The organism is Cryobacterium sp. Y29 (assembly GCF_002929825.1).
Lineage (GTDB): Bacteria > Actinomycetota > Actinomycetes > Actinomycetales > Microbacteriaceae > Cryobacterium.
The window spans coordinates 108225-129704 of the sequence record NZ_PJJN01000032.1 but is presented as its reverse complement, the minus strand read 5'-3'; the positions used below and the strand labels follow the sequence as shown (position 1 = coordinate 129704).

The window sequence follows — 21480 nt, the reverse complement described above, 5'->3', positions numbered from 1 at the left end:
GCCAAGAGAACGGGATAAACTCCCCGCATGACTCTACGCAGAGCACTTGTCACCGGTGCCACGGGCTACATCGGGGGACGCCTCGTACCAAAACTCCTGGAAGCCGGCTTCACGGTGCGAGTGCTCGTGCGCACCCCGTCCAAACTGCGCGATGTGCCCTGGGTCGACCAGGTGGAGGTCGTGCGGGGTGACCTCGGCGACCTGGACTCGGTGCAGCGCGCCTGCCCCGACATCGACGTGCTCTACTACCTCGTGCACTCGATGGGTGCGGCCGATGACTTTGAGAAAACCGAGCACCTGGCCGCCGAGAACGTCGCCCGTGCTGCTGCCGAAGCCAACGTTCAGCGCATCGTCTACCTCGGTGGTCTGCACCCCGACACCGACACGCTCTCGGCCCACCTGCACTCCCGCAGGGAGGTCGGTCGTATCCTGCTCGAGAGCGGGGTACCGACCATCGCGTTCCAGGCCGGCGTCGTCATCGGTTCCGGCTCGACCTCGTTCGAGATGATCCGCCACCTCACCGACGTGCTACCGTACATGCCCGCGCCCAAGTGGGTACGCAACAAGATCCAGCCGATCGCCGTGCGCGACGTGCTCTACTACCTGCAGGCCGCGGCAGACCTGGCACCCGACGTGAACCGCACCTTCGACATCGGCGGCCCCGACGTGTTGCGCTACGGCCAGATGATGAACGGCTACGCCCTCGAGGCCGGACTCAAACAGCGGGCGATCGCCGCGCTGCCCGTGCTGACCCCGTGGCTGGCCTCGCAGTGGGTGAACCTGGTCACTCCGATTCCGCGCAATCTCGCCATTCCCATTATCGCCTCGCTGCAATACGACTGCGTCGTGCACGAGAGCGACATCGACGAGTACATCCCCAAGCCGGAGGGCGGGCTCACCGGCTATCGACGGGCGGTTCGCCTCGCGCTTGGCCGTATGCGTAACGGTGACGTCGAGACCAGCTGGCGAAACTCCTCGATCGAGGGCGCGTCGAGCAACCCCCTGCCAAGCGACCCGGACTGGTCCGGCCACGCTTTCTACACCGACCTGCGTGAGAAGTCCACACCGGCGGCTCCGGCCGCGCTCTGGCGGGTGATTGAAAGCATTGGCGGCGAAAACGGCTGGTACTCCTTTCCGCTCGCCTGGGCGGTGCGCGGCCTGATGGACAAGGCGGTGGGCGGTGTAGGACTGCGCCGCGGCCGCCGCAACCCCGACCACCTGCACACGGGTGAAGTACTCGATTTCTGGCGAGTCGAGCAGATCGACCACGGTAGCTTCCTGCGGTTGCGCGCCGAGATGCGGGTTCCCGGGCGGGCCTGGCTTGAAATGAGCGTCACCCCGACGGATGCCGGTGGCTCTCTCTACCGGCAGCGTGCGGTGTTCTTTCCCCGCGGCCTCGGCGGCCGGCTGTATTGGGCGGCGATCCTGCCGTTTCACGGGATCATCTTTGAGGGAATGGCCACCCGCATCACGGCGACGGCCGCGGCGGAACGCGTAGTCGAGGCGAAACATTCGCTCGGGGCGGTGTCGCGCTCTGACAATTACTGATTCGGGGGTAGAACGTGCGTATACTCTGAGAATTCTGGCCACTCGACCCGGTTCGGGGCATGATGGTTACGAGTAGGAGGTCTCTATGTCTGTTTCTCTCGCCTTTCTGGGTGACGGCCTCGTAGCGGGCGGTCAATGGGATGAATGGTTTCCCGGGCACGACGTGCACAATCTGGCAGTGAGCGGCAACTCCACCGACGAGGTGATCGTGCAACTTGCCCAGGTTATTGAATTGCGGCCTGACGCCATCGTGATCGGGGTCGGGACCAATGATCTCGGCTGGCGCAGGTCCGACGAATACGTAGTACGTAACCTGGAAACCATCCTGCACACGCTGCGGCGCGCGCTGCCGGAAACCCGCATCATGGTGCAGTCGGTTTTACCCCGTGAACAAGAATTTGCCGCGACAATCCGCTCCATCAATCGGCATATCTGGCAGTACGCTCCGACCCAGCACGTGCAATACCTCGACCTCTGGCCAGCCCTCGCGCTGCCTGACGGCGAACTCGATCCAGCTCTGGGCATCGACCGCCTGCACCTGAACCCAGCCGGTTACGCGGCCTGGCTGGCCGAGTTGAAGCCGAGCTTGGAGATGTTGTTCGAACGTCCACCGTCAACGACGTCGATTCCCATCCAGCACGCCTGAGGGCGAAGTGTGCCAGGGGCTGGGGAGCGGCCTCTGCGCTCGGTAGAATAGAGTCATGCTTTGCTCCGCCCACCCCGCACGTATCCTCACTCTCGGTGCTAGTGCATCCTCCACGGCCACGGCCACGACCGCATCGCGCGTAACGACCTCTCCGAGTTCCGTCCACGGTTTGTCTCGCGGCTGCGCCGGCGTCTGATGGGCACTCCAGCCGCACCGACATTCACCCGTTCGGCTCTCGCGCCGGGCCTTTTGGGAGCCATCGTTCTACTCGCGGGACTCGCGCTTTTGGACAGTGAGAGTTTCATCATCATTCGTTACGCGGTCAGTATCCTCGCCCTTATTCTCTGTGTCTTCGTAATTCAAGCGCGTTCCTGGTACTGGCTGGTCGGTCTCGTTCCGATGGCCGTCCTCTGGAACCCGGTCGTACTTTTCGACCTCAGCGGTCAGGGGTGGGTTTCGGCGCAATTCATCGGGGCGATCACTTTCATCGCGGTCGGTCTGCGCACCAAAGTTCCGGTTCGCAAGGTCTGAACGTCGGGCGTAGACTACTATCGCGTTGAGAGAACCCGGTCAGGTCTCTGCTGTGCACTGGTAGCCGGTGGAAGTTTCCGTACACTCAATGTTGTGACATCGTTGATTTGACGGCACCGGCGCTGCGATAGCATGCGCCTGGCCTTGGGTCTGGCGTCAGATCGCGACCCGTGCCACGTTTCGTGAATCGAATGTTTCCGCACACGATTAGACGATTTGCGCAAATGCAGCGTTCCGGTAATACCAGAATGACCGTGACCGGCACGTTCGGACAGATACAGCCGGTACCCGTACCGTGCTGCTTCGAAGTGGAGAACAATGGCTTATACCCGCACCGATGCCTCGGGCAGCCGGAACAATCTCGGTCGTAACGGAGTCACCCGTAATCGGGCTCATCCACGCTCCCGCGACGACGACGCCCCGATCATTCCGATTCTTGCTCGTAAGGTGCGCGAGGTCGAGGCCAAGGCGCAGTCCGGTACCAAGCTCGGGCCGACCAATCGCACGAAATACCAGGTCATCGCCCTGTTGATGCGTGAAGAACGGTCCAGGGTCAAAGGCGACAAGGAACTCTCCGACGCGAACCGAGCAGAGTTGCTCAAACGCCTCGACGGGATCGCGCAAATTCTGGCCAAGACTGCCGCCAGGGACACAAGCCTGATCACGCTGCTCGAGCCCGATGCCGGCGTCTCCACCGTCGCCCAGCGGTTTCGGCGTGATTGGCTGCTCGAATCCGGTGCCGAGCTCAGCCCCGACGAGCTCATCATCACCCGCGAGCCCGAGGCGGCGCCGGTCGTGCTGCAGAACCAGGTCATCCCCCAGTCGGTGAAAGCCAGGCAGCTCGCCAACCCGTTCCTCGCCCCCGACTTCAGCGCCGCCGCTCAACCGATCGTGCACCCGCGTCGGCTCGCCAACTGGGAACTGCTCGGCCCGCTGTTCAAATCATTTGAGTACGGTTCAGGCGGCCAGGCGGCCAGCATGGACATGCCGGAGGCACCTGGCCGTGACCGGCTCTCGCCGGGCGGCATGGAACTCATGCGGCACCAAGCCCGCTTCATCGAGAGCGCCCGGCTCGGGCACCGTAGTTACCTGCTCGCCGACGAGCCGGGCCTCGGCAAGACCGCGCAGAGCCTGCTGGCGGCATCCGTTGCCAACGCCTACCCGTTATTGGCCATCGTGCCCAACGTGGTGAAGATGAACTGGGCGCGTGAAGTGGAACTGTGGACGCCGCACCGGCGGGCAACGGTCATTCACGGCGACGGCGACAGCCTCGACGCTTTCGCCGATGTGGTGGTGGTGAACTACGACGTTCTCGACCGGCACCTGGCCTGGCTCGGCACGCTCGGGTTCAAGGGAATGGTTGTCGACGAGGCGCACTTCATCAAGAATCTGTCGTCCCAGCGGTCCAAGCACGTGCTCTCGCTCGCGGACCAGATTCGTCGCAGAACCCCGGGCGGTAACCCGCTGCTGATGGCACTCACCGGAACCCCACTCATCAACGACGTCGATGATTTTCGTGCCATCTGGCAGTTCCTCGGTTGGATCGATGGCGACAAACCGGCCCCTGCGCTGCTGAAACGCCTGGAAGAGACCGGCCTGACCCCGGCCGACATGGGCTTCTACAAGGAAGCCCGTGCTGCCGTCATCGACATGGGCATCGTGCGTCGCCGTAAGGTCGACGTAGCTGCCGATCTGCCGGCCAAGCGCATCGCCGACCTGCCGGTGGAACTTGATGACGACCTCGGCCGATCGATCCGCCAGGCCGAACGCGAACTGGGGGCCCGACTGGTCACCCGGTACCACGCGCTCGTGGCCGCCAGGCATGCCGGCTCCGGCGGCCCGGCCGTTCCCGACGAAGACCAGCGGGATGCTTACGTTCGCGCCATCGCCCACGCCGAACTCGAAGATTCCAAAGGCCAGACCACCGGGGAAAACGTGTTCACGATGGTGCGCAAGATCGGCCAGGCCAAGGCCGGGCTTGCGGCGGACTACGCCGCGCAACTGGCGCGCTCGGTGGGCAAGGTGGTGTTCTTCGCCAAGCACATCGACGTCATGGACACGGCAGAGGAGATCTTCGCCAAGCGCGACCTGAAAACGGTGTCGTTGCGCGGGGATCAGAGTGCAGTGGCCCGCCAGGCTGCGATCGACTCCTTCAACAACGATCCCGATGTCGCCATCGCGGTGTGCTCGCTGACCGCGGCCGGGGTTGGCGTCAACCTGCAGGCCGCGTCGAACGTGGTGCTGGCCGAACTGAGCTGGACCGCCGCCGAGCAGACTCAGGCTATCGACCGGGTGCACCGCATCGGTCAGGACGAACCGGTCACCGCCTGGCGCATCATCGCAGCGCACACCATCGACGCACGCATTGCCGACCTGATCGGCAGCAAAGAGGGTCTTGCAGCTCGCGCCCTCGATGGTTCCCAAGCGGAGTACTCGACCACCGAATCGGTACAGGCGAGTGCTCTTATCTACCTGCTCACCCAAGCCCTCGACGGAAAGCTGTAGATCGTATGAAGATCGGTATTCTCACCAGCGGCGGCGATTGCCCCGGACTCAACGCGGTTATACGCGGTGCCGTGCTCAAGGGTGTGCGCACGCACGATTTTGAGTTCGTCGGAATTCGCAATGGTTGGCGCGGACTCGTGCAGAACGAGTTCATGCCCCTCGACCGCCACAGTGTGCGCGGCCTGTCCCGCCAGGGTGGAACCATCCTCGGCAGTTCCCGCACCAACCCGTTTGAGGGCGAGAATGGCGGTCCGGAGAATATCCAGCGCACTCTCGATGCACAGGGTATCGATGCCGTGATCGCCATCGGCGGTGAGGGCACACTGACCGCCGCGCACCGCCTCACCGAAGCCGGCCTCAACATTGTCGGGGTTCCGAAAACAATCGACAACGACCTCGAGGCTACCGATTATTCTTTCGGTTTCAACACCGCTGTCGAAATCGCCACCGAGGCGATCGACCGTCTGCGCACCACTGCCGAGTCCCACGGCCGCTGCATGGTTGTTGAAGTCATGGGACGCCACGTCGGCTGGATCGCGCTGCACTCCGGGATGGCCGGTGGCGCCCACGCCATTCTCATTCCCGAGCAGCCCAAGTCGATCGCGCAGATCTGCGAGTGGGTGGAGCGTGTGCGTGACCGTGGCCGAGCCCCGGTCATCGTCGTTTCGGAGGGCTTTTTGCTCGCCGGCATGGAGGAGGCGCACTCGACCAAAGGGCTCGACGCTTTTCACCGGCCCCGTCTCGGCGGAATCAGCGAGATCATCGCCCCGCTCATTGAGGAACATACCGGCATTGAAAGCCGGGCAACGGTGCTGGGCCACACCCAGCGTGGCGGGGCGCCATCGGCCTACGACCGAGTGCTCGCCACCAGGCTCGGAATGGCAGCGGTCGACGCGATCCACAACGAGCAGTGGGGTTCCATGGTGTCCCTGCGCGGCACCGAGATCGATGTCGTAAGCATTGCCTCGGCCACCATCGGCCTCAAGCGGGTCCCACCGGCCCGCTACGACGAGGCGTCTGTACTGTTCGGCTAGGCCGGCGTACTGTTCGGCTAGGCCGGCGTACTGTTCGGCTAGGCCGGCGTACTGTTCGGCTAGGCCGGCTAGGCCGGCTAGGCCGGCTAGGCCGGCTAGGCCGGGTCGAGCGGGGCGATCCGGTCAGGCCAGTTTGGCCTGCACCTGGGCCAGCGAGGGGTTGGTCGCAGCCGATCCGTCGGGGTACAAAATGGTCGGCACCGTCTGGTTGCCGTTGTTGAGGCTCATCACAAGTTCCGGCGTACCGTCAACCCGCTCGATGTTCACCTCGGTGTAGCCGATCCCGGCGCTGTCGAGTTGCTTCTTCAATCGTTTGCAGTAACCGCACCAATCGGTCGTGAACATGGTGATGGTTCCGGTAGCGGGTACAAAGTCCATACAGGCAGCTTATCCGCACTGCCTTAGAGTGCACTCCGTGCGCACGGCTTTGAACGAGCATTAAGATACATCAATGACTTTGCCCCAGGTGTGCGTGTGCTATCTCACTCGACTATCTCCCGAAGGTGACCGGCAGGTACTGCTGGGGCGCAAGAAGAAAGGCCTCGGCGTGGGCAATATAGTCGGCGTCGGCGGCAAGCTCGAAATCGGTGAAAGCGCAGTGGATGCGGCCGTTCGCGAAATCGAGGAGGAATCCGGACTCGTGGTGGCGGCATCCGCCCTGACCGAACGCGGGTTTCTCACGTATCTGTTCCCGCACCGCGAAGAGTGGAGCCAGGAGTCGACCGTGTTCGTCTGCGATGAGTGGTCGGGAACTCCGCGGGAATCGAACGAGCTGAACCCGGTCTGGTTCGACATCGAGAGCCTGCCCGTCGATGAGATGTGGGATGATGCCCGGCATTGGCTGCCGGGAGTGCTCGCCGGGACTCCGGTGCGTGCCACGTTCACCTTCGGTGCTGATCTGAAAACCGTTGTGTCTCGTGCCTGAATTCAGCTGGAACCTGATCACCTGATCACCTGATTGGTGGGCCTGCCGTCGAGCCCGAGCCATGCGCTGTTCGGTGGTCTGATTGGCGCCACGATCATCAGCGTCGGCGCCCACAGCTCAGACCGGCACGTTCATCCGCTCGTCGCGCGGGGCGGGTCAGGCGGTTTTGCGCACTCGGCCGAGCCAGGTCATCAGATGATAGATAACGATGGCCGCTACCGTTCCGAGCGCGATGCCATTGAAGCTGAGTGTTCCGGCGTTGATGGTGAAGTCGGCGATACCGATAATGAGCGCGGTCGCGGCGGTGAACTGGTTCACCGGCTTGGAGAAGTCGACCTTATTGTCGAACCAGATCTTGACGCCGATGACACCGATCAGCCCGTAGAGCGCGGTGGTGACACCGCCGAGCACGCCATCGGGAATTGTGAAGATGATCGCACCGACCTTGGGGGAGAGGCCGAGCAGAATAGCGACGATTCCGGCGACCCAGTAGGCCGCCGTGGAGTAGATGCGGGTCGCCGCCATGACACCGATGTTTTCGCCGTAGGTGGTGGTTCCGCTGCCGCCGCCAAAACCGGCGAGCATTGTGGCCAGACCGTCGGCGAGCAGGGCCCGACCGGTGAGTCGGTTCACCTTCGCATCCGTCATCTGGGCCACACCTTTGATGTGGCCGACGTTCTCAGCGATGAGCACGAGCACGACGGGAAGAAAAGCGGGCAGCACCCCGAACACGGCCGCCGGGTTCTCGAAGGGGTTGGCCGGCGCGGTGAACGGAGGCAGGCCGATCCAGGCCGCGTCCGCAACGCGGCTGAAGTCCACCTCACCGAAGAAGATCGCAGCGACGTAGCCCACGAGCACGCCGAGAAAGATTGAGAGCCTGCCGAGGATGCCGCGAAACAGCACTGTGCACAGAATCACCGCGACGAGCGTGATGAGCGCGGTGAGAGGTGCCTTGTCGAAATTGGCCTTGGCCACCGGGGCCAGGTTGAAGCCGATGAGGGCCACGATCGCACCCGACACGATCGGCGGCATCAGTCGGTCGATCCAGCCGGTGCCGGTGAGCTGCACGATGATGCCGACCAGGGCGAGCAGCACCCCGACGGCCATGATGCCGAACAGGGCGCTGCCCATGCCGACCGAGGCCGTTGCCGCGGTGATCGGCGCGATGAACGCAAACGACGACCCGAGGTAGCTGGGCAGTTTATTACCGGTGATCAGGAGAAACAGTAGGGTGCCTATGCCGGAGAACAGCAGGGTCGTGCTCGGCGGAAATCCGGTGAGCAGGGGCACCAGAAAGGTAGCGCCGAACATGGCGACGACATGCTGCGAGCCGATGCCGATCGTCAACGGCCAGTTCAGTCGTTCGCCAGGGCTGACGACCGCCTGCGCCTCGACGGTTTTTCCGTCACCGTGCAGTGTCCAGGGCAGTGCCATTTGCGTTCTCGTTTCGTCTGGTGCGGTATCTGTGTCGAGCGTAGTCGCAGCCGGTCAGCACCGCGGAATAGACTCGATTCCATGAGCCAGCTCGCTGATCCGACCACCCAGCAGGGTCTCGAAGTGCGAGTGTCGGGCGGTTTGCTCCGCGGAGTTCGGGAACGCGGCGTCGTGGCCTGGCGGGGCATCCCCTACGCGGCCGCTCCAGTGGGCGATCTACGGTTTCGTGCCCCGCAGCCAGCCCCGACCTGGCACGGTGTGCGTGACGCGAGGGTGTGGGGATTGATTGCCCCGCAGAGCCACAAGGGCCAGTTTCGCGGCGCCCACCCACGCGTCCCGCAGGGGGAGGACTGTCTCAACCTCAACGTGATCGCACCCGACGAACGGATTCGCCCCGGTGCGCAGTTGCAAGACGCCCTCCGGCCGGTGATGGTGTTCATCCACGGCGGCGCCTACAGTGTGGGTTCCAGCCGCGAGGTGCCACGACAGGGGGAGGGGCTCGTGCGGCGCGGCGGCATCGTCTACGTCAGCCTGAACTACCGGCTGGGTGCCCTCGGGTACCTGGACTTTTCTCGATTTGGTTCGCCGGAGCATCCGTTTGAGAGCAACCTCGGGCTGCGAGACCAGGTCGCCGCCCTGCAGTGGGTGCGAAAGAACATTCACGCCTTCGGCGGTGATCCGAATGCGGTCACCCTGTTCGGCGAGTCGGCCGGCGGCAACGCGGTCACCACACTGATGACCGTGCCGAGCGCGTCGGGCCTGTTCCAGCGGGCGATCGCGCAGAGTGCGCCGCCGAACGCGGTCTACCCGAGTGACATCACGGCGCGCTGGGCTGGCGAGTACGTGGACAGCCTGAGCGAAGCCCCGGGTCCCTGCAGCACCGCCGACGCGGCACGTCTGTTGCTGGCCGCCGACCCGGCACTGCTCGCCGCCGCCACGACCGCGCTGACCCTGCGTACGCCCGATCAGGACCCGGGTACGATTCCGCTCTGCCCGGTCATCGACGGTGATTTTCTGCCGGAGCGACCGCTCGACGCTTTTCGGGATGGCCGTGCGGCGCGCATCCCGCTCATCATCGGCACGAACGCGCGGGAGGGCTCGCTGTTCAGCGGCCGCATCGATATTCTCGCCACGACGCCCGCGCGCATCCGTGCGATCTTCAAAAAGACCAAGAAGAAGGCGAAGAAGGCCCTCAAAGCGCAGTATCCAGGCATTCCGGCGCTGCGGGCCGCGCTGGATTTCGGCGGTGATTACTCATTCTGGTATCCAAGCGTGAAGGTCGGCGAACGACACTCCCGGTACGCACCGGTGTACTTCTACCGTTTCGATGCCGCTCCACGGCTGCTGCGGCTGATGGGCCTTGATGCCACGCACGGTCTCGAACTCTTTCCGTTGTTCGATCGCCTCGACGGCTGGTTCGGCCGCGGTATGACGGCGCTCGGCGGGCGTCGCACGTTTCAGGACATCGCAACACGGATGCAGGGCTGGTGGCTGTGCTTCGTGCACGGTGGGGTGCCATCGGCCGAGTGGCCGCTCTACGACGAAACCACGCGCGCGACGCTCATCATCGATCAGGACGACCAGGTCGAGTCGGACCCGCACCGGGAACGGCGCCTGGCCTGGGGACGGTTCGTGCCACACGTTTAAGTGGTGTGCCTGGCCTGGTCGTAGACTTAGACCTTGCGTTTAGAGCCACGGCACCGGGAGTACACCATTTCGAGCACTGAAACACCCACTACTGCCGCGTCGCGTGGCCTGAAAGCCCGCGTCGACGCGTACTTCGAGATCTCCAGCCGTGGCTCCACCTGGTCAAGAGAATTCCGTGGCGGAGTCGTCACCTTCGTCACGATGGCCTACATCGTTATCTTGAACCCGCTCATTCTCGGCGGGTTCAGCGCCGACCAGGCCGCCGTCGACGTCGAGGGTGGCTGGCTTCCCAACGAGCAGGTAGCCGCCGTCACGGCGCTGACCGCCGGAGTCATGACTATTCTGTTCGGCGTCATCGCCCGTCTGCCCTACGGTTTCGCCGCCGGGCTCGGTATCAACTCGTTCCTCGCCGTGAGCGTCGTCGGCCAGGTCACCTGGGCCGAAGCGATGGGCCTTGTTGTCATCAATGGGCTCATCATCGTGCTGCTCGCCTCGACCGGCCTGCGCGAACTGATCTTCAACGCCATTCCCCGGCCGTTGAAAATCGCCATCACGGTAGGAATCGGCCTGTTTATCGCCTTCATCGGCCTGGTCGACTCCGGTTTCGTGCGGGCCAGTGGTGCGAACTCGCCGCCGGTGCAGCTCGGCGACGCTGGCTCGATCGCAACGTTGCCGACGGCGATCTTCGTGATCGGGCTCATCATCATGGGAGTCCTTGTGGCCCGTAGGGTGAAGGCCGCCCTGCTGATCGGCATCGTCGTGACGACCATCATCGCCGTCATTCTCGAGGCAATCTTCAGGGTGGGGCCCTCGTTCGGTATCAACCCGGCCGGTTGGAACCTGAACGCGCCCGTGCTGCCGACGAGTGTGGTCGCCCTGCCCGACTTCGGACTGATCGGCCAGGTGTCCTTCGGCGCGTTCGAGCGCATCGGCATGCTCGCCGCCGTGATGCTCGTGTTCACCCTCGTCTTCACGAACTTCTTCGACGCCATGGGAACCATGACCGGCCTGGCCAGTGAGGCCGGACTGGCCGACAAGGACGGAAAATTCCCGCGGCTGAAGTCCGCGCTCATCGTCGAGGGTATCGGAGCCGTTGCCGGTGGTGCGACGAGTGCCTCATCGAACACCGTGTTCATTGAATCGGGGGCCGGCATCGGAGAAGGAGCCCGCACGGGCGTTGCCAACATAGTCACCGGCATCCTCTTTCTGGCCGCCATGTTCTTCACCCCGCTCACCCAAATCGTGCCGCTCGAAGTGGCTGCCGCGGCGCTCGTCATCGTCGGAGCGCTCATGGTGTCGCAGATTCGCCACCTCGACTTCACCGAATTCTCCAGCACGCTGCCGATCTTTCTGACGATCATCGTGATGCCGCTGACCTACTCAATCGCCAACGGTATCGGTGCCGGGTTCATCAGCTGGGTGCTCGTGCGCAGCCTCTCCGGCAAGGCACGTGAGATCAGTCCGCTGTTGTGGGTCGTCGCCGTCGGTTTCATACTCTTCTTCGTACGTGGTCCGGTCGAGGCGCTGATCGGCTGAGTGTTCGAAGACATCGTCGGGGCGGGAACGTAGGTGCCCGACGACGACAGGCCGTGGTTCGGCCCGCGGCAGCCGCGAACGGATGCCGCGGCGCAGTGCGACTTGATCTCGCGACTAAATCTCGCGACAGTGCGTCGTGAGCATGCCGATCTTGTCGATCGAAATGGTCACGGTCGACCCGTCACGTAAAAAAATCGAAGGTTTACGGCTGTAGCCAGCGCCGCCTGGACTGCCGGTGGAGATCAGGGTTCCCGGCAGAAGAGTGGAGGTTGTGGACAAGTAAGAGATGATCTCCGCGACGGTGCGCACCATGTCGCCGCTCGAAGCGTCCTGCAGAATACGGCCGTCGACGTGGGTGGTCAGCCACAGATTCTGCGGGTCACCTATCTCATCGGCGGTGACGACGAGCGGGCCGGTCGGGGTGAAGCCATCAAAGGATTTGCAGCGAGACCACTGTGCCTCTGAGAACTGCAGGTCGCGAGCGGTGATGTCGTTCACGACCGTGTACCCAAAGACATAGTCCAGGGCGTCGGCGACTGACACGTTGCGGGCCGGGCGGCCGATGATGACACCCAATTCGGCTTCGTAGTCGACCTGGGTGGTGAGGTCGCGCGGCCAGGTGATGGTCGAGCCGTGCCCGGTGAGCGAGTTGGGCCAGAGCGAGAACACGGTCGCCGACGTTTCGAGCCGCAGGCTCAGCTCGGAGGAGTGAGCGGCGTAATTGGCGCCGATCGCGATGATCTGCGGCGGTCTGAGCACCGCAGAAGAGTGTCGCAGTTCGTCTACCGGGGTGAGTGCGGCGCCGTTGGAGGCGGCGTCGAGGCTGATCGCGCGGATGCGTTCGTACTCGGCGTCGCCCTGTTCGAGCAGGTCTTGCAGGTCACGCGGGGCGTCGTCAATGACGTCGTCCAGGAACAGCGCCGCATCGTCAAAGATCACGGCCAATCGGGGAACGGATGAGCCGTCAACTCTCAAATGCGCAAATTTCACTCTATTAGGCTAACGGGCGCGAACCCGGGTTGGCTTGTGGGGGGCTCCAACCCTCGGCTTGTCTGCTTGGAGGAAACGGGCGAAGTGCTGCTGTGGCCCCGGTGCAAGCGCAGGCGCAGGCGCAGGTGCAGGTACACTCCGGCGTATCTGCGCCACCGGGCACGGAGCGGCTCGATAGACTGTGGCGATGAACGCACTGCTGCGCCTCCAGTCCGAGCTCGGCGCAATCGTCAGCGTCGATCCCCTCGACCTTGCGGCCAACCGCGCCGACAAATCCGGCTGGGTGGCCGACGGTACGCCGCTTGCCATCGTGCGCGCTACGACGGTCGATCACGTTCAAGCGGCGCTGCGCATTGCAACCGAATTTCGGGTACCGGTCATCACTCGTGGCGCCGGAACCGGACTGTCGGGTGGAGCCTGCGGTACCGACGGGTCCATCGTGCTGAGCGTGGCCGGACTGACCCGCATCATCGAAATCAACCCCGACGACGAACTTGCTGTCGTCGAGGCCGGCGTGATCAATCAGCACTTCAACGACGTCCTCGCGAAACAGGACCTCTGGTTTGCCCCGGACCCGGCCAGCAAGGGCATCTCCACCGTCGGCGGTAACATCGCCACAAATGCCGGCGGGCTGCTCTGCGCGAAGTATGGGGTCACCCGGGAAGCTGTGCTCGGCCTGACCGTCGTGCTCGCCGACGGCAGCCTGCTGCGCACCGGGCATCGCACGGTCAAGGGCGTCACCGGCTACGATCTCACCGCGCTGCTCACCGGATCCGAGGGTACCCTCGGCGTCATCGTCGACGCGACGGTGCGGGTGCGCGCGCTGACCGCTGGCACCGTTGCCACCATCGGTGCGGTTTTTGACACGGTGATGGCGGCGGCCGCAGCCAGCGCTTCGATCGCTGCCGCACGGATCCGTCCCGCAGTGATGGAACTGATCGACCCGGTAGCGCTCGGCATGGTGGCCGCGTACCTCGGGCCCGACGGCTCGGCCGGCCTGCCACTCAGCCAGGGTGCGTTTCTGCTCGTGCAGACTGACGGACCGGCGGCGCTCGCCGAAGCCGAGGCGGCCGTGGAGGTGCTGCGGAGAGCTGGCGGCCAAGCCAGTTTGTCAACGGATGCTGCTTCCGGGGACCGTCTGCTGGCCATTCGTCGCGCCATGCACCCGGCCCTCGAACAGTTCGGTCGGGTACTCATCGAAGACGTGTCGGTGCCGCGTTCGCGCATGGCCGAGATGTTCGCCGTCATCGCGGAGATCAGCGCACGCACCGGCATCCCCATTCCCACCGTCGCCCACGCCGGCGACGGTAACCTGCACCCGAACTTCGTCATTCCGCGTGGCGGTGCAGACGATGCGATGGTGCCCGATGAGATCTGGGCCGCCGCCGACGAGATGTTTCAGGGTGCGCTCGCCCTGGGCGGTACGCTCACTGGCGAACACGGTGTCGGCGTGCTGAAGCGTCGCTGGCTGCGTGATGAGATCGGTGACACGAGCCTTGTCTTGCAACGCCAGCTCAAAGCGGTCTTCGACCCGCTGGGCCTGCTGAACCCCGGCACCATGTTCGACGCCTGAACTGCTGATTCGCAGCCGGTATTGTCGAGTAATGAGCCTCGACCAGCCGCCAGGCCAGCATCCCACCGAACAGCGGTCGGGCCAACACCTTCCAGTGCAGGCGAGTCAGGCTCCGGTACAACCGGTCTGGAGCCAGCCGGTGCTCCCGTCTCGCGCCGGCCCGATCGTACTGGCCGTGATCGGCATCGTGTTCGCGGGGATGGCCCTGCTCGCCGTGTTTTGGTACCTGACCACATTCCTCGGCGCCGATGCCCTGCTCGTCGGGCTGATCCTGGCGCTACTGCCACTTACGGTGGTGCTGCTGGCGGTGCGCTGGATCGACAGCTGGGATCCGGAGCCGCGACCCGCCCTCATTTTCGCCCTGCTGTGGGGCGCGGGAATCTCCGTCGTCACCGCCTTGGTCTTCGATCTTGGCGTGCAGGTCACGATTGCGGCCAGCGCGGGGGCCCTGACCGGGAGTGATTTCGCATCCGCTGTCGTCCAGGCCCCGATTGTGGAAGAAGTCGCCAAGGGCTTCGGTGTGCTCGCGCTATTCTGGGCAGTGCGCAGGCACTTTGACGGGCCAGTCGACGGTGTCGTCTACGCCGCGACGATTGCGGCCGGCTTTGCCTTCTCGGAGAATATTCAGTACTTCGGTCTGGCTCTGACCGAGGGCGACGCGCAAAGACTCGGCGCGACGTTATTGCTGCGCGGGGTCTTTTCGCCGTTCGCGCACGTCACTTTCACGATCTGCACCGGGCTTGCCCTCGGCCTGGCTGCGAGGCGCAGCGCCAGCCGGGGCGGGGCGGTCGGTTATTTTCTGATCGGTTTGCTACCCGCGATCATTCTGCACGCCCTCTGGAATGGCAGCACCTTCTTCCTCGACGGCGACGCCTCCGTGCTCGCCTATTACGCAGTCGTGCAAGTGCCGCTGTTCATCGCCGCCATTCTCGTAGTTGCCTTTTTGCGCCGACGAGAGGCTCGCACCACCCTGCGCCGTCTGCACGAATATTCGCAGGCCGGATGGTTCACCGCGGCCGAGGTCTCGATGCTGGGCACCGGTTCCGGTCGACGTCAGGCGCTCGCCTGGGGCAGACGCCAACAACGACCCAAGAAAGTCGCGATGCGCCGTTTCATAGCGGATGCGACGCGGCTTGCCAGTGTGCGCGACCGTCTTGTTCGCGGCCAGAATACCGCGGCCCTGCACGCCCACGAGGCGCAACTGCTCGGACTGCTGATGAATCATCGGGCCGACGTGCTCGGTCAGATGCGGCAGGGCTCGGCGCCAGCGGCACCGTGATCAGGTTGAGTCACGCGGTACAACAGAAACTCGCCGCTTCGGTGGTGTGGCGGTGCCGACGACTCTCCCGATGCGACGAGTTGGTGTACACCAAGAGTGCACCCGGAACCCGCCAGACGCAAGCATTATTTTCGCAGCGCCCCTGGTATGCAATCCGGGGCGGAATCCGCTTGGATAGGGGTATGACTGATTTGAATTCCAAGCCCGAAATTGATTTCCCCGAGGGCGCTGCGCCCGAACAACTCGAGATCACCGATGTCGTCGTCGGTGATGGCGCTGAAGCTACGGCCGGAGCCACCGTCGACGTGCACTACCTGGGCGTCGAGTTCGCGTCCGGCGACGAGTTCGACTCGTCCTGGAACCGCGGCCAGTCGATCAACTTTCCGCTGCGCTCACTCATCGCCGGCTGGCAGGAAGGCATCCCCGGCATGAAGGTCGGCGGACGCCGCAAGCTCGTTGTGCCGCCGCACCTCGCTTACGGACCGGCTGGCTCTGGCCACCGTCTCTCCGGCCAGACCCTGATTTTCGTGATCGACCTGCTCGGCGTGAGCTAACCCGCGGCGCCAAAAACCACACGGAACGGGATACGGCTGCTGAAGCTGTATCCCGTTTTGTCTGCGCGTTGGCCTGAACAGCAACGATTAGGTCAGGGCCGCAGTCGGCTCCGGGCCAAGCACAAACCGCCGCCCGGTGATCGAATCCGGCACGATCTCAACGAAAACCGGCTTGACCGTGGGAATCAGCGGGTGCAACGGCAACCCTGCGGCGTCGTCGATGTCCCGCTGGGTGTCGAGCGCGCGGGCCGTTCCATGCACGACGACACTCCACGCTTCGTCACGGCCCACGCCATCTGTTTCGAACGCGACGTGGTTGTTGACCGTGAGCTCGATCAGTTTGGTGCCCGGAGAAGTACGAAACAGCAGACGCCGGTCGGCGGCGACAAAATTGACCGGAAAAATATCGGGGAGGCCACCGACGGCCACGGCCAGGCGGCCGAGGCTGGCCGAGAGCAAGGCGTTCCAGCATTCCTCTTCGCTGAGATTCTGCACGGCCGATGCGGCCGCGTTCATGTCGTTGAAAGTCATGATCCATCGTCACACGCCCCGAGCCACAGGGCGAGCCGGGCCGGCGTGTTTTGTACCGCAACAGGCAAACTGACGCCGAAAAAACTTTATCCCCCTACTTGGGGTGCTATGCCTGTAAGCTGGAACTTTGCCCAGCGGGGCAGGCACCTGGCGGTGCACAAGCGGTCTCATCCTGAGGGATTTTATCGCGCGTCGCAATCTATTCCTGAAAGGGTTCCACAGTGAGTGCACTACCCGAAGTACCGGCGAAAACGCCACACAGAAGTCCTTCCAAAACCCGTCTTTTTGTCGTTGCGGCGCCTCGAGTGTTTTACCCGGCACTCGGCATCATTCTGGCCGTCGTCATCGTCGCCATCGCATTTCCCGTGCGCACGGGCAGCGTTCTCGCCCTGTTGCAGGGCTGGGTGGTAGCCGGCCTTGGCCCGTACTACGTGGTTATCGTCGCGGCTTTCGTCGTGTTCGCCATTTGGATGGGGCTGAGTCGTTTCGGCGACATCAAGCTGGGTAAAGACGACGACGAACCCGAATTTGGTCTGATGAGCTGGTTCTCGATGCTCTTCGCTGCCGGCATGGGCATCGGCCTGGTCTTCTGGGGGGCCTCTGAACCCCTCACCTTCTTCACGACCCCAAAGCCGGGCGTGACCGGTGATTCTGCGGATCTCGCCGCCGCAGCGATGACGCAGACCTTCCTGCACTGGGGGTTCCACGCCTGGGCCATCTACGCCGTTGTCGGCCTGGCCCTCGCCTACTCGATCCACCGGAAGGGTCGGCCGGTCTCCATTCGCTGGGCCCTCGAGCCGCTCCTCGGCACTCGCCGGGTCAAGGGGCGCCTCGGTGACGCGATCGACGTGATCGCCATCGTCGGTACCCTATTCGGTGTCGCGACCTCCCTCGGACTCGGTGTCAAGCAGATCGCCGCCGGACTGAGCTACCTCGGAGTAGTCGGCGAGGTCACCAATACCCTGCTCATCATTTTGATCATCGTTATCACCATCATCGCGACGGTTTCGGTCGTCAGCGGCGTCGGCAAGGGCATCAAATGGCTCTCCAACATCAACCTCGGCATGGCCGGCCTCCTGCTCGTGGCCGTGCTACTTCTCGGCCCCACGATGTATCTGCTGCGTATGCTCGTACAGTCGGTCGGCGGCTACTTCGGAAACGTGGTCGGACTCACCTTTGACACCGGAGCGTTCACTGGCCAGGCCGGCCTGGACTTTCAGGGTTCCTGGACGGTCTTCTACTGGGGCTGGTGGATCTCGTGGGCCCCGTTCGTCGGCGTGTTCATCGCGCGCATTTCACGCGGACGCACGGTTCGACAGTTCATTGCCGGCGTGTTGCTCGTTCCGACCCTGGTCACGTTCGTCTGGTTCGCTGTCATGGGCGGCAGCGCTATCCGTCAGGCCTGGGAGGGTGACGGCGGCGGGCTCTTCGACCCGAACGTCGGCATCATCCCCGAGAATGTGCTGTTCAACTTTCTCGGCACCCTTCCGTTCGGCGTGATCCTCTCGGTGCTCGCGGTCATCATCATTGCGATCTTCTTCATCACCTCAGCCGATTCGGGTTCGCTCGTAATTGACATGCTCGCTTCCGGCGGTGACACCAATCCGCCCAAGTGGAGCCGCATCATGTGGGCCGCCCTCGGCGGGCTCGTAGCCATCGCGCTGCTGCTAGCTGGCGGATTAGCGGCCCTGCAGACCGGCGCGATCTTGACCGCCATCCCGGTGAGCATCGTGATGATCGGCATGTGTATTGCCATCTACAAGGCGTTCCGCATCGAACACGAGGTCTTGGTGGCTGCCGAACGCCGCCAGCGTCGTGAGGAGATGGCCCGCCGCATCGGCAAGTCCGTCACCGCGCACCTCGAAGAGAACTTCGACGACCACTTCGGTGATCAGGTCGACGGACACATCGAGGCGGCACTGACCGATGATCCGACGCGCCGCCCGCGCTGGGGTCGTCGTCCGAAGGCGTAACGCCTGAACCGGGTCAGGGTCGTTACATGCCGTTGGCGGCCCTGACCCGGTTGACCAGATCACGCCACGGCCCGTTCACCTGGGGTTCGGCAAGCACTACTTCGTGCGGAGCGCACCGAATGCGGTAGGCGAATCGGTCGGGGGTGGCCTCGCTGTCGGTGACGTCATCCCAGGGCAGAGAATTCAAGAACTCTGTCCACGTGCTCGGGTCGGGCTGTTCTTCGACCCGAACTTCCCAGGTCAGGCGGATTCCCGCCATCCCGCCACTGCGGGAGACGATGACTTTCATATCGTGATGCTACTCCGGTGGCAGCGGTGCAGTGGGCGCGTTCGATGATGGGGGTGGTGTCGGACGGGCCGGGGGAAGAGGAGCGGAAATCGCCGCCACAACGCCCACCGTCGCCCAGGCCTGCAGTACCGCGTTGTGGGCGGCACCACCACTGCCGTACAGTCGCGCGGCGGTGTCGGCCGTCGCCGCAGCGAAAGCAGCAAAGTCGCTCTGACGGTTCAGCCCGGTACCGGTCAGCGTGTCGTACCAAATGCGGCCCGGGGTCTCCCAGGCGTTGCCGCCGAGAGTGTCGGCAACCAGGTAGAACGCGCGGTTGGGAATACCGGAATTGAGATGCACTCCGCCGTTGTCATCGTCGGTTTCGATATACCCGGTCATGTCGCCGGGCTGCGGATCTTTACCCAGCACATCATCGTTGTACGCGGTGCCGGGCGCTTTCATCGAGCGCAGGGCAACGCCCTCGACCTGGTCCGTGAACAGGCCTTCGCCAATCAGCCAACTGGCGTCTGCCGTTGATTGATTTGTGGCATGCTGCTCGACCAGGGCGCCGAACACGTCGGAGATGGACTCGTTGAGGGCCCCCGGCTGGCCACGGTACTCAAGATTGGCCGTAAATTGGGTGACCCCGTGCGTGAGCTCGTGACCGATCACACTGGGCGAAATAGTGAAGCGATTGAAGATCTGCCCGTCACCGTCGCCGAACACCATGCGTTCACCGTCCCAGAAGGCGTTGTCGTATTGCTTGCCGTAGTGCACGGTCGCGTCCATGGGAAGTCCGTTACCGTCGATGCTGTCCCGCCCGAACTGCGTCCAGTACAGCATCTGCGTGGCGCCGAGACTGTCATAGGCCTCATTTACGGCCGGGTCGTCGCCGGCAGGCTGCCCCTCGGCGCGCACGTGCCGACCGGGCAGTCGTTCCTGGCCGCCGGCATCCGAAATGGTGCGGTCTGACTCGCCCGGGGTACGCGCCGGCAGGGTGCGAGCTCCGGAATAAGCAAACGGATGCACCCCGTCGCGCAATTGCCGAATCTGCGAGTCCCGCAGCAATGACGCCCGTGCGGCCGCTGCGGCCTGCGCGAATCGGGGTTCGTCAAGTTTCGCCAGCCTGACCAACAGATAGGGCGGAACGATCGTGCACACTGTGTGGAGCGCGGAATTGTCCATGAGCAGAGTCTGGCACCGGCCGCCGACATTGCAACTACGCGTTTTCGCGAGAATGGAATCTACCCGGGCGATGAGTCGATCCTCGGCACGGTCGCGGCCGTTTTCACGTGAATCAGCCAGAGAGACCGGTTGATCGGGGTTTCTGCACGGCGGATGTCTAGGCTGGGTGCATGCGCGCACACGACGACCTCACCCCCCTGGTTCCTCGCACCCCGCTGACCGATCGGCTCGGCTGGCTCGGATTGCGCAGCGGCCAGATTCTGCTCGTCATCCTGCTGGCCTCCGTGATCATCTTCGGCTTGGTGCAACTCAAGCTCGTCGTCATCCCGGTGCTGATAGCGATCATCCTCGCCTCAGCGTTGAGCCCGGTGATCAACGGCCTACGGAAGCGGGGCGTCGCCGCCATCCTGGCCACCTGGATCACCCTGCTCGGCGGCATCGTCGTGTTCGGTGGCATCATCACGCTCATCGTCCTCGCGGTGCGCGACCAGTGGAACGAGCTGTTCTCCTCGGCGTCCGAGGGTATCGACCGCCTTCAGCAGTTCCTCATCGACGGGCCGATCCAGGTCGACGAAAAGCAGATCGACGACGCCCGCACGGCAATCGTCGATTTTCTCACCAGCAGCCAGTTCGGAACCGGGGCACTTGCCGGGGCATCCGCTGTCTTCGAACTGATCACCGGAACCGTGCTGCTCATAGTCATATTGTTCTTCTTTCTCAAAGACGGCGGCCAGATCTGGAACTTCTTCCTGACGCCGTTCAAGGGCGAGCGCCTCGCCCGCGGACGCCGCATCGGCCACACCTCACTGCGGGTACTCGGCGGTTACGTGCGCGGCACGGCGATCGTCGCAGCCGTCGACGCCACCGCGATCGGCATCGGCCTCGCAATCTTGCAGGTGCCGCTCGCCCTTCCACTCTCGGTCATCGTTTTCCTCGGTGCGTTTATTCCGCTAATCGGCGCGACCGCGGCCGGCGTGCTCGCAGCCTTGGTCGCCCTCGTCGCGAGTGGGCCGGGCGTCGCCCTCATCGTCATCATCATCGTGATCGCGGTCAACCAACTCGAGGGCAACTTTCTGCAGCCCGTCGTCATGGCGCAGTCGCTGAAGCTGCATCCGCTCGTCATCCTGGTCGGGCTGACCGCCGGAACCATCCTTGGCGGTATCGTCGGTGCCGTACTCTCGGTACCGATCGCGGCCGTCGCCTGGGCCATCGCCAAAGCCTGGAACACAGCGGATGCGCCGCGTCCGACTGCCGCGGGGAGCCCGTCGAAGCGTCGCGTTCGCAAGCGCTGAACCGATCTGCTCGCGCCACCGCTGCTACC

Annotated in this window: 19 protein-coding genes; 13 read left to right on the top strand and 6 right to left on the bottom strand. The window is 64.0% G+C overall.

Translation table 11 applies throughout. The features are described from left to right. The first annotated feature begins 27 nt into the window (after positions 1-27). From CXY74_RS08590 to CXY74_RS08570, 5 genes are all read left to right on the top strand, one after another. On the top strand, positions 28-1548 hold the full coding sequence (locus CXY74_RS08590; protein WP_104200054.1) for an SDR family oxidoreductase: 1521 nt from the start codon (positions 28-30) through the stop codon (positions 1546-1548). A gap of 85 nt (positions 1549-1633) precedes the next feature. Further along, complete coding sequence (locus tag CXY74_RS08585) at positions 1634-2194, top strand: GDSL-type esterase/lipase family protein (protein WP_104200053.1); 561 nt, start codon at positions 1634-1636, stop codon at positions 2192-2194. Between the two features lie 195 nt (positions 2195-2389). After that, positions 2390-2725, top strand: a complete 336-nt coding sequence (locus CXY74_RS08580; RefSeq protein WP_233193292.1) for a DUF6804 family protein — start codon at positions 2390-2392, stop codon at positions 2723-2725. A 318-nt stretch (positions 2726-3043) separates the two neighbouring features. Then, the gene (locus CXY74_RS08575; protein ID WP_104200051.1) at positions 3044-5230 is read left to right on the top strand and encodes a DEAD/DEAH box helicase; all 2187 of its coding nucleotides are present in this window, start codon (positions 3044-3046) and stop codon (positions 5228-5230) included. Between the two features lie 5 nt (positions 5231-5235). Beyond that, complete coding sequence (locus CXY74_RS08570) at positions 5236-6264, top strand: 6-phosphofructokinase (RefSeq protein ID WP_104200050.1); 1029 nt, start codon at positions 5236-5238, stop codon at positions 6262-6264. A gap of 123 nt (positions 6265-6387) precedes the next feature. Here the strand turns inward: CXY74_RS08570 and CXY74_RS08560 are convergent, their stop codons facing one another. Then, a complete protein-coding gene (locus CXY74_RS08560) occupies positions 6388-6642 on the bottom strand; it encodes a mycoredoxin (protein ID WP_104200049.1) in 255 nt (84 codons plus the stop codon). A gap of 73 nt (positions 6643-6715) precedes the next feature. Between CXY74_RS08560 and CXY74_RS08555 the strand changes: the two genes are divergently transcribed. After that, a complete protein-coding gene (locus CXY74_RS08555; RefSeq protein WP_104200048.1) occupies positions 6716-7189 on the top strand; it encodes an 8-oxo-dGTP diphosphatase in 474 nt (157 codons plus the stop codon). Between the two features lie 156 nt (positions 7190-7345). Here CXY74_RS08555 and CXY74_RS08550 read toward each other — a convergent pair whose 3' ends face one another. After that, positions 7346-8623, bottom strand: coding sequence for a uracil-xanthine permease family protein (locus tag CXY74_RS08550; protein ID WP_104200047.1), 1278 nt, complete (start codon positions 8621-8623; stop codon positions 7346-7348). A gap of 81 nt (positions 8624-8704) precedes the next feature. Between CXY74_RS08550 and CXY74_RS08545 the strand changes: the two genes are divergently transcribed. Further along, on the top strand, positions 8705-10270 hold the full coding sequence (locus CXY74_RS08545) for a carboxylesterase/lipase family protein (protein ID WP_104200046.1): 1566 nt from the start codon (positions 8705-8707) through the stop codon (positions 10268-10270). A 66-nt stretch (positions 10271-10336) separates the two neighbouring features. Continuing rightward, entirely contained in the window at positions 10337-11806 is a 1470-nt protein-coding gene (locus CXY74_RS08540; RefSeq protein WP_104200141.1) for an NCS2 family permease, read from the top strand. 114 nt (positions 11807-11920) lie between these two features. Here CXY74_RS08540 and CXY74_RS08535 read toward each other — a convergent pair whose 3' ends face one another. Further along, a complete protein-coding gene (locus tag CXY74_RS08535; RefSeq protein WP_104200045.1) occupies positions 11921-12796 on the bottom strand; it encodes a fumarylacetoacetate hydrolase family protein in 876 nt (291 codons plus the stop codon). Between the two features lie 187 nt (positions 12797-12983). Between CXY74_RS08535 and CXY74_RS08530 the strand changes: the two genes are divergently transcribed. The 3 genes from CXY74_RS08530 (at position 12984) to CXY74_RS08520 (ending at position 16202) form a co-directional block, all read left to right on the top strand. Beyond that, the gene (locus tag CXY74_RS08530) at positions 12984-14369 is read left to right on the top strand and encodes an FAD-binding oxidoreductase (protein ID WP_104200044.1); all 1386 of its coding nucleotides are present in this window, start codon (positions 12984-12986) and stop codon (positions 14367-14369) included. 31 nt (positions 14370-14400) lie between these two features. Further along, positions 14401-15648: a PrsW family intramembrane metalloprotease gene (locus tag CXY74_RS08525; protein WP_104200043.1), complete on the top strand. Its 1248-nt coding sequence runs from the start codon at positions 14401-14403 to the stop codon at positions 15646-15648. Between the two features lie 182 nt (positions 15649-15830). Next, the gene (locus CXY74_RS08520; RefSeq protein ID WP_104197031.1) at positions 15831-16202 is read left to right on the top strand and encodes an FKBP-type peptidyl-prolyl cis-trans isomerase; all 372 of its coding nucleotides are present in this window, start codon (positions 15831-15833) and stop codon (positions 16200-16202) included. A gap of 87 nt (positions 16203-16289) precedes the next feature. Here CXY74_RS08520 and CXY74_RS08515 read toward each other — a convergent pair whose 3' ends face one another. After that, a complete protein-coding gene (locus CXY74_RS08515; RefSeq protein WP_233193291.1) occupies positions 16290-16733 on the bottom strand; it encodes a pyridoxamine 5'-phosphate oxidase family protein in 444 nt (147 codons plus the stop codon). A 305-nt stretch (positions 16734-17038) separates the two neighbouring features. On the opposite strand from CXY74_RS08515, the gene CXY74_RS08510 reads away from it, so the two are divergent. Then, positions 17039-18706 (top strand): BCCT family transporter, encoded by a 1668-nt coding sequence (locus CXY74_RS08510; protein WP_199183178.1) that lies wholly within the window; start codon positions 17039-17041, stop codon positions 18704-18706. Positions 18707-18728: 22 nt separating this feature from the next. On the opposite strand, the gene CXY74_RS08505 is transcribed toward CXY74_RS08510, so the two are convergent. After that, complete coding sequence (locus CXY74_RS08505; protein WP_104127290.1) at positions 18729-18995, bottom strand: protealysin inhibitor emfourin; 267 nt, start codon at positions 18993-18995, stop codon at positions 18729-18731. A 9-nt stretch (positions 18996-19004) separates the two neighbouring features. Then, complete coding sequence (locus CXY74_RS08500; RefSeq protein WP_104200040.1) at positions 19005-20159, bottom strand: M4 family metallopeptidase; 1155 nt, start codon at positions 20157-20159, stop codon at positions 19005-19007. 170 nt (positions 20160-20329) lie between these two features. On the opposite strand from CXY74_RS08500, the gene CXY74_RS08495 reads away from it, so the two are divergent. Continuing rightward, positions 20330-21451 (top strand): AI-2E family transporter, encoded by a 1122-nt coding sequence (locus CXY74_RS08495; protein WP_104200039.1) that lies wholly within the window; start codon positions 20330-20332, stop codon positions 21449-21451. The last annotated feature ends 29 nt before the right edge of the window (positions 21452-21480 follow it).